The organism is Nonomuraea sp. NPDC049784 (genome assembly GCF_040659615.1).
Lineage (GTDB): Bacteria > Actinomycetota > Actinomycetes > Streptosporangiales > Streptosporangiaceae > Nonomuraea.
This window is the reverse complement of the sequence record NZ_JBFAMX010000545.1, coordinates 1-6,912: the sequence shown is the minus strand read 5'-3', so window position 1 is coordinate 6,912 and position 6,912 is coordinate 1. Positions and strand designations below refer to the sequence as shown.

Genomic DNA, 6,912 nt, shown 5'->3' with positions numbered 1-6,912 from the left:
GGGGCAGCCCCGCGGCTGGCCCGCCACCTCGTGGGTGGGACGACGGCAGACGGGCAGGCCAGGAAGGTGTGCGCCTGAAATGCTTTGCTGAGCCGCGCGGAACGCATCAGTATCCTGCTTGCCATGAGCGATCATCATCCGTACACGGACCGTTTTCTCGGCGACTTCCAGGAGCTGCCCCATGAACGTCCGGACGGTCCTTCCCTACGTGCGGCAGTGCGCGATAAGGGCGAGGAATACGAGGCTCTTCTGGTGAAGTATCTGCAGGCGGGGACGCTATTTGTGGTGTCGGGCTCTGGGGCACACGATGTCTTGATTCCCGAGGCGAAGTACATCGGTCCGTTGGCAATGCTGACGGACGGCCAGTGGTTCTGGTATTCCGACCTGGCCTACTACGTTGAGCGGTACCACGTACAACTGAGTGAGCGTTTCGTCGAACATGTCCGCAATCTGAAAGGCGTGCCATCGACGGTCGATCACGCCGAACTGGTCGCACTGCAGGACAAGATTCTCGGCCCGGAAGATGGTTGATGACACGCTAGGACAACGATTGCTGTCCTTGAGGAGATCATCGGGCCGCCTCCGTCCAATCCGCAGACGTACATCAACGGTTTCCAGGGAGGGCGCTGACCATGGCGGACGTCAGAGTTACATACGATCAGAAGGCGAATGCGGCGTATATCTACTTCGCTGATCCGCAAGCGCGCATGAAGGTGGCACGCATGTATCCCTGCGATCCGGTCGAGGTCGGGGGCATGATCGACCTCGACCTCGACGAGCACGGGCGCCTCATTGGTATCGAGGTGCTGGCGGCCAGTTCCAAGCTGCCCCAGTCCTTGCTCGACGTGGCAGAGCGACTCGACGCAGGGGGCTCCTGAAGGCCCCCCGTTCCGTTCCAGTTCCGCCCGAGGCCGTAAAACGTCAGAAGCCGACAGGAGACGTTGAAGGCTGTATTGCTTGGTCAGGGCACTACCCGACATGATCGGTGCAGGTAGCGAAGTGGCAGGTAAGAGTTCGAGCTCTACTCGGTCGTCGGCCCGGCAGGGTGCGCGACAGGGGCTCATTCGGGGATGTTGATGAGCTCGTCGGGGGTTGCTACCTGATCGGCTGCAGGCGGTTTGATGTCGGTCGCGCGGCCCCACCGCGACAGACGGACGTCCTCGGCGAGTTGCTGGGGGTCGAAGTCGTCTATCCCCGGAACGCCGGGTAGCAAGTAGGAAACATGGCATCGACGGACGAGTTGGTCCTGCCCTATCCAGAGCTTCCAGTCGATGCGGACTCCGGCGTACTTGCCTGTGGGTCGATCTACGCCGATAAGGAGGTCGGGGTCCACCTTGGCGACCTCGCCCAGCGTGATCATTCCCTCGTGCAAGGTGGTGCGGGTGCCGTCATACACGCCGGCCGGGTGCTTGGCCTTGGTGCTGGCGAGCAGGGCCTTGAGCGTTGCGGGGTTGCTCAGCCGCAAATCACCACAAGTCAGGGCGAGGGACTCCTGGGACTTGCCGATCACCCAGCTCTTGCCCTCCTGCAGAAACCGGCGCCAGCCGGTGGACTGCTCGTAGTACCGGTCCGGGAAGACAATAAGACGCTCGGGGTCCTTGCCATTCTTAAGATCGAGGATCTCGCTCGCGATGACCTCACCGTGAGCCAGTTCGTGGACCCCTGACCGCCGAAAAGTCAGCGGCTCTCCATCCCAGGACGTGGAGACCAGGACGTTCGAGAATGTCACGCCGTTGCCGCTCGCGAGCTGGCGGCGCAACGCGGCGACGGGGTTGAGGCGAGCCTCGGCTACGGCCGACGACGGGACGACCATGGCAACGGACGTGATCGTCACGATAAGCGCCCAAAGCCTCATGCGGTCGCCTCCTCGGAACGGGCCAGACGCGTGATCATCGCAGGCGGATATCTCGTCCCGGTATCGACGTGATTGGCTGAGAGCTCATAGGGGAGCCAGATCGGGAGCCACACAGGGTGAACGAGTGCGATCGGATCTGGACTCAATGGATTGGCCCGACCTCACACGCGAACCAACGTGAATCGATCAACACGCTGCAAGTCTGGTTCGAGTCCTATCGCGAGAGCTCGGGCCGCAACCAGAACTCTGACTGATCAACCTCTTCGGCATGAGGATCTTGTTCCGTCTGTGTTCCGCCGGAACACGGAAGGTGCCGGAAGCTGATGACAGCTACCGGCAGGTGATTCCACAGCTCAGAGCCAAGATTGAGGATCCGCCCAAGGTCAGCGAACCGCTCTGAACAGAACCCGGCCTACAGGCCGACTCGTCACCCATCCCTGGTGTCTACCAGCGGAAACAGTCTCCTGATGATCAGGCGGACTGTTCCCGTGTCATCAATTTGCCAACAGAGCCGATCTCGGACGCGCCCAACGCGTCATCGATCGCGCTCCTGGTCACCTCTTCCGACTCGGGGTAGAGGTGGCCGTACGTGTCCATCGTCTCCGTGATCGACGCGTGCCCCATGCGAGCCTGAATGACCTTCGGGGAGACGTTCTTGGCAACCAGCAGCGAGGCGAACGTGTGGCGCAGCCGGGCACCGTCCAGCCGCACCGTGCCAAGGCGGGTCGTGGTGAGGTCGATATCGCCGGAAGCCTCGTTCCAGTACAGGAATCGGATATTGGGGTGCGTGGCGAGCGCGTCGACGATGCCGCGCTCGGCGCCCGACCACTCAACGGTGATACACGCCGGGAGCTTGTCCAACTGCGACCAGTCGACCGGGCCCTCGGCGGGGGCGAGACTGCTGTCGCCCCCACCGAGGTTGAGCACACGCGTCGAGCTTGCGATCTGCCTCGGTCCGGCACCGAAATCCACTTCGACCCCTGGCACGCAACACACCGTACAGGCGGGCCTTTGTCAGCAGAGTCCCGGTTTGGATGGCCCTCGCGTGTTGCCGGACGCCGACGTACTCGGCCAACATCCGCTCATGCCGCGAGTCGCCCCCCGGCAGGACTCTGGATTGATCATGCCAATGATCAACCGAGGCTGCAGTGTCGAGCATCAACCGAAGCAGGACAAACCCTGGCGCATGTGTCTAGTCCCACGAGATGCCTGATCTCTCCGTTCCAGGACACACGCGACAGGTGATCTAGGAAACATGGTCGACCTTACGGGGCCAACGGGGCTTCGACGTTGCGGGCCAGGACGCCAGCGGTGCGGTACACGATGCAGGGACCCTCGTCTAACTCGATGCTCCAGCGTGCCCCGTTTGACGCACATCGTGACGACCTCGCCAGCGAGCGGCGTCAATGGTTAGGCAGTGTTGGATGCGGAGCGGTGGGAACGACGCCAAACATGTCGTTGGTGAGGGCCCATCGGCCATGACCTCGCCACGCACCATTGATGAACAGGAGATCGGGCGAGTAACCCTCGTACCGGAAGCCGTGGCGTTGGACCAGTTTGATGGACGCCTGGTTCTCGGGCCGGATCTGCGCTTCCAGCCGATGCAACCGTAGCTCCTCGAACGCATGGCGCAGCACCAGGCCAAGACCTTCTGACATGTACCCGCGACCCGCATAGGGCACAAAGGCGGCGTACCCCAGCGAGCCGCTCTGGAAGCGTCCACGAATGATGCTGTTGATGTTGACATTGCCTGCGATGGCACCAGTGTCGCCAAGACAGACCAGCAAGCCTTCGGCGGATCGTCCCTCATCGAAGCGATTGATGAACGCCTGGAACGCCTCTGGAGTTGCCGGCAGGTTCAGGTTGACGCTGGCACGGACCCCTTCAAGAAACTCGTCTTGATCGTGACTGGTGATGCGCCGCAAGGCCACGCGAGGAGAACGCCCCAGGTCAACATTAGGCGCCCCTGCAGTTTGCTTGGCCGGTTCAATCTCGCCGTTTTCAATCACGGACGGAACGTTATCGCGCGACGGCGCTTCGGCCGGATGGCAGCCGCCGTCAGAAGGAACCGCCTACCCACACCAGCGAAGGCCACGACACCCACCTGTGCCGGCCAGCACAGCCCGAAACCGCTGCTCGGCAACGGACATATCCACCAGGGCCAATCCCGGCTTCCCGCCTGCCGCCGTCCCAGGGCAAGCCCTAGCAGACTAGCCGCGGGGCCGCCTACGCTCCATCACGGCCCTGACGCCAGGCGCGCGGCCGGGGCAGCCCCGCGGCTGGCCCGCTACCCCTGCGGGTGGGACGACGGCAGACGGGCAGGCCAGGGTGACTCTGGTCGAGTGGTGAGGCACTTCTTCGCAGGGCATTTAAGTTGTTGACTTGTCATTTATTGCTTCATGTTCAAGGTGCGCTCGGGAGAAACTCGCCGAGAGAAAGAACCATGAACCTGACAAGGTGCATCCGAGTGCCAGAAAGATCAGCACGAGAGACAATGCGTATGACCAGTCCATCACCATATTGTGACAGTGTTATAAAAATACTGAAGAAACCCATGAGTAATTGCCCCAAACCGCCTGACGACGAAGAGGCGTCGCTCGGTCATCGGGAGCCGAGTGACGAACTGAGTGACATCAGGGACGCCCACCACAGCACGTAGCAGAATGATCGTGTGACAGAGGTCATCCAGGCCGGGCGCATGCCGGCGACCGCGCGAGCCGCAAGATTCATCATGACCCTTGAGGTGGCCTTTGGCCTCGTGGGACTTGCCATCATGATCGGCGTGGCAGCCACTGCCTTCAGCGCCCCGTTCCTCCTACTGTTCCTCTATGCCAGCTCGATCACGGCGCTCATGGGCTGGTTGCTGTCCCGCTGGCCGTCGCGAAGGAAGTTTGTACGTTGGGGCGCCATCGCCGTCGAAGTCGTTGCGGGTGGCGGTTATCTCGCCATGGCCGCGATCGATGGTGATCTCAGTTGGATCAAGCTGCTCGCCCCGAGCACACTCCTCCCGTTGGCGGTCGTCATCACGCTGCTCACACCCTCGGCAGCACATTGGTTCGACCGCTGACAGGACTCTATGCCCTGGCCAGTCGGACGCAGTCGAGCCCAAGAAGCGCGAATTGCTGAGAGCCCAAAGGGGAGCCAGGTTGGGAGCCACACAGGGTGAACGAGACGCTTGCCCTGTCGCTACTCAGGCGACGCGGCAGCCTCGGAAACTCTCTGCCGCGCGATGCTTGTCCTTGCCAGGAAAGAAGTACCCGCGATGTTGTCCTTCCTGCTTCAGCATCTCGGCAAGACCCTCGCGGACCTGGATCGCAAACAGGAGGCGCGCGAGGTGCTGCAGGAGGCCCTGGCTCTGCGCGTGGCCGAAGGCGATCCCGAACTGATCGGCAGAAGCAATGCGGCCCTACGACTCCTCGACACTTGATGCGCTTGATGATGGGCCAGGCCATCAGGAGCCCTTGGAGGGATTGACCGTGAAGTAGAGGCTCACGTTCAGGTCATCCGGCACTTCCAACAGCTTGCGCACCAGTTCGCCCTTGAATCCCACGACCTGGATCTCGTCGTTGGCCCCGTTGTCCAACTCCCAGCAGTACAGGTGCGTTTCGTCGTACCAGCCCAGCACCCTGTCGCAGTCAGAGGTGAACTTTTGGAGCCGCTTGCCGGTGGCGGTGTCCCAGAGGCAGGTGTCCCCGTCGTGGCCCTGCGGGCAGTCGGTCACGAACATCTTGCCTGAGGGCGAGAACATGTTCCGCTCGCCGGACGACAACGATCCGACACCTGGCGCGTCGCGTGTGGGCTTGCCGGAGGTGTCGAAGAAGCGCAGGCCCTGGTCCTTGCCGTAGAAAGAGACCACGCCTTCCTGGTCGCCGTCCCAGCCGAAGTCCGAGGCACGTATCGAGTTGTCGGCCACGTCGACCACGCTGACCTTGGCCTGGGCCACGTCGACGATGGCGAAGCCCAAAGAGAGCCAGTCCTCTTTGCCCCGCTTGTCCTTGATCTGCTTGTCGATGTTGAGCAGAACCCTCGAGCCGTCGTCCGACCAGGAGCGGATTGTGCTGATCAGTGGGTCGCGTACCGTCTTGATCCGAAAACTGGACCCCGCCTGTCTGTCGTTGATCAGGATGGAGTCGTAGCCGTCCGAGGTGTACTCCTTCTGCCGTCCCGCGACATAGCGGCCGTCGGGGGAGACCATCGTGTCGAAGTTGCCGGCGTACTTGTCGAACGTGCCCCGCGGCGATTGCCTGGCGTAATCGACGTCGCCGTCGTCATTCTTGTCGTAGACCTCGTACGCGGTCAGCGTGATCGGGTCGGACGGAAGCTCGTAGAGCGTGATCGAGCCCCCGGGGAGCCTCTTCTTGTCAGGGGTGGCCGGAGCCGTGGTATTCGGCGCCTGACTCGTGGGTCCTGGGAGGGCGGGGTTGCTCGGGGCGTTCTGTAGCGCCACGGCCACCGGCACTCCGGCCAGCGCGAGGATCACGGCCGCCGCGGCGATGACGATCGGCCTGCTGCCCTTCTTCCGCGGCTTCCGTGGTTCCTCCCGTTCCTGCGGCTTCGCGTCCGTGACGGCACCCGTGGCGGCTGCCTCGCTTCCCGCCTGGAGGACGCGTGAGCTGGGCACCGGATGCGCCAGCAGCCGCATGATCACCTGCTCGGCCGTCGGCCGCTGCGCCGGATTCTTGGCGAGGCACTGCTGCACCACGTCGCGGAGCGGCCCGTCGAGCGAGCCCAGCTCGGGCGCGTTCCTGAGCACCCGGCCCATCACGGCGAGCGTCCCCTCGTTCCCGAACGGCGCTCGCCCGCACGACGCGAAGACGATCGTGCCGGCCCAGGAGAACATGTCGGCCGCAGGCCCGATCGCATGCCCCAGGATCTGCTCGGGAGACATGTACGCGGGCGTGCCGATCTGCGTGCTGCTGGTCATCGTGGCCGGACCGAGCTCGCGCGCGATGCCGAAGTCGATCACGCGCGGCCCGTCGGCGGCGATGATGACGTTGCCCGGCTTGAAATCCCGGTGCACGACGTTGGCCGCGTGGATCGCGGCCAGCGCGGTGGCG

Annotated in this window: 9 protein-coding genes; 5 read left to right on the top strand and 4 right to left on the bottom strand. The window is 63.2% G+C overall.

Features of this window, described 5'->3' with window-relative positions; genetic code table 11:
- Positions 1-123: 123 nt before the first annotated feature.
- Positions 124-531 carry a hypothetical protein gene (locus AB0J09_RS51285; RefSeq protein WP_360708859.1) on the top strand — a complete coding sequence of 136 codons (408 nt, stop codon included), beginning with the start codon at positions 124-126 and terminating at the stop codon, positions 529-531.
- Positions 532-632: 101 nt separating this feature from the next.
- Positions 633-878: a DUF2283 domain-containing protein gene (locus AB0J09_RS51280; RefSeq protein WP_360708857.1), complete on the top strand. Its 246-nt coding sequence runs from the start codon at positions 633-635 to the stop codon at positions 876-878.
- Between the two features lie 182 nt (positions 879-1,060).
- Here the strand turns inward: AB0J09_RS51280 and AB0J09_RS51275 are convergent, their stop codons facing one another.
- Positions 1,061-1,855, bottom strand: a complete 795-nt coding sequence (locus AB0J09_RS51275; RefSeq protein ID WP_360708854.1) for a hypothetical protein — start codon at positions 1,853-1,855, stop codon at positions 1,061-1,063.
- Positions 1,856-2,123: 268 nt separating this feature from the next.
- Here AB0J09_RS51275 and AB0J09_RS51270 point away from each other — a divergent pair, with 268 nt between their 5' ends.
- Positions 2,124-2,255, top strand: coding sequence for a hypothetical protein (locus tag AB0J09_RS51270; protein ID WP_360708851.1), 132 nt, complete (start codon positions 2,124-2,126; stop codon positions 2,253-2,255).
- Between the two features lie 71 nt (positions 2,256-2,326).
- Here the strand turns inward: AB0J09_RS51270 and AB0J09_RS51265 are convergent, their stop codons facing one another.
- Positions 2,327-2,842, bottom strand: a complete 516-nt coding sequence (locus AB0J09_RS51265) for a tyrosine-type recombinase/integrase (RefSeq protein ID WP_360708848.1) — start codon at positions 2,840-2,842, stop codon at positions 2,327-2,329.
- 416 nt (positions 2,843-3,258) lie between these two features.
- The gene (locus tag AB0J09_RS51260) at positions 3,259-3,864 is read right to left on the bottom strand and encodes a GNAT family N-acetyltransferase (protein ID WP_360708845.1); all 606 of its coding nucleotides are present in this window, start codon (positions 3,862-3,864) and stop codon (positions 3,259-3,261) included.
- Positions 3,865-4,526: 662 nt separating this feature from the next.
- Between AB0J09_RS51260 and AB0J09_RS51255 the strand changes: the two genes are divergently transcribed.
- Both AB0J09_RS51255 and AB0J09_RS51250 read left to right on the top strand, forming a co-directional pair.
- Positions 4,527-4,922, top strand: coding sequence for a hypothetical protein (locus tag AB0J09_RS51255; protein ID WP_360708842.1), 396 nt, complete (start codon positions 4,527-4,529; stop codon positions 4,920-4,922).
- 195 nt (positions 4,923-5,117) lie between these two features.
- Complete coding sequence (locus AB0J09_RS51250; protein WP_360708839.1) at positions 5,118-5,282, top strand: hypothetical protein; 165 nt, start codon at positions 5,118-5,120, stop codon at positions 5,280-5,282.
- A gap of 24 nt (positions 5,283-5,306) precedes the next feature.
- On the opposite strand, the gene AB0J09_RS51245 is transcribed toward AB0J09_RS51250, so the two are convergent.
- A partial coding sequence (locus AB0J09_RS51245) for a WD40 repeat domain-containing serine/threonine protein kinase (RefSeq protein ID WP_360708836.1) occupies positions 5,307-6,912 on the bottom strand: 1,606 nt, incomplete at its 5' end.

Bases quoted from the DNA above. Each gene is read 5' to 3' on its own strand.
- AB0J09_RS51270 (WP_360708851.1), top strand. From the start codon at position 2,124: ATGAGGATCTTGTTCCGTCTGTGTTCCGCCGGAACACGGAAGGTGCCG.
- AB0J09_RS51275 (WP_360708854.1), bottom strand. From the start codon at position 1,855: ATGAGGCTTTGGGCGCTTATCGTGACGATCACGTCCGTTGCCATGGTC.
- AB0J09_RS51285 (WP_360708859.1), top strand. From the start codon at position 124: ATGAGCGATCATCATCCGTACACGGACCGTTTTCTCGGCGACTTCCAG.
- AB0J09_RS51280 (WP_360708857.1), top strand. From the start codon at position 633: ATGGCGGACGTCAGAGTTACATACGATCAGAAGGCGAATGCGGCGTAT.
- AB0J09_RS51250 (WP_360708839.1), top strand. From the start codon at position 5,118: ATGTTGTCCTTCCTGCTTCAGCATCTCGGCAAGACCCTCGCGGACCTG.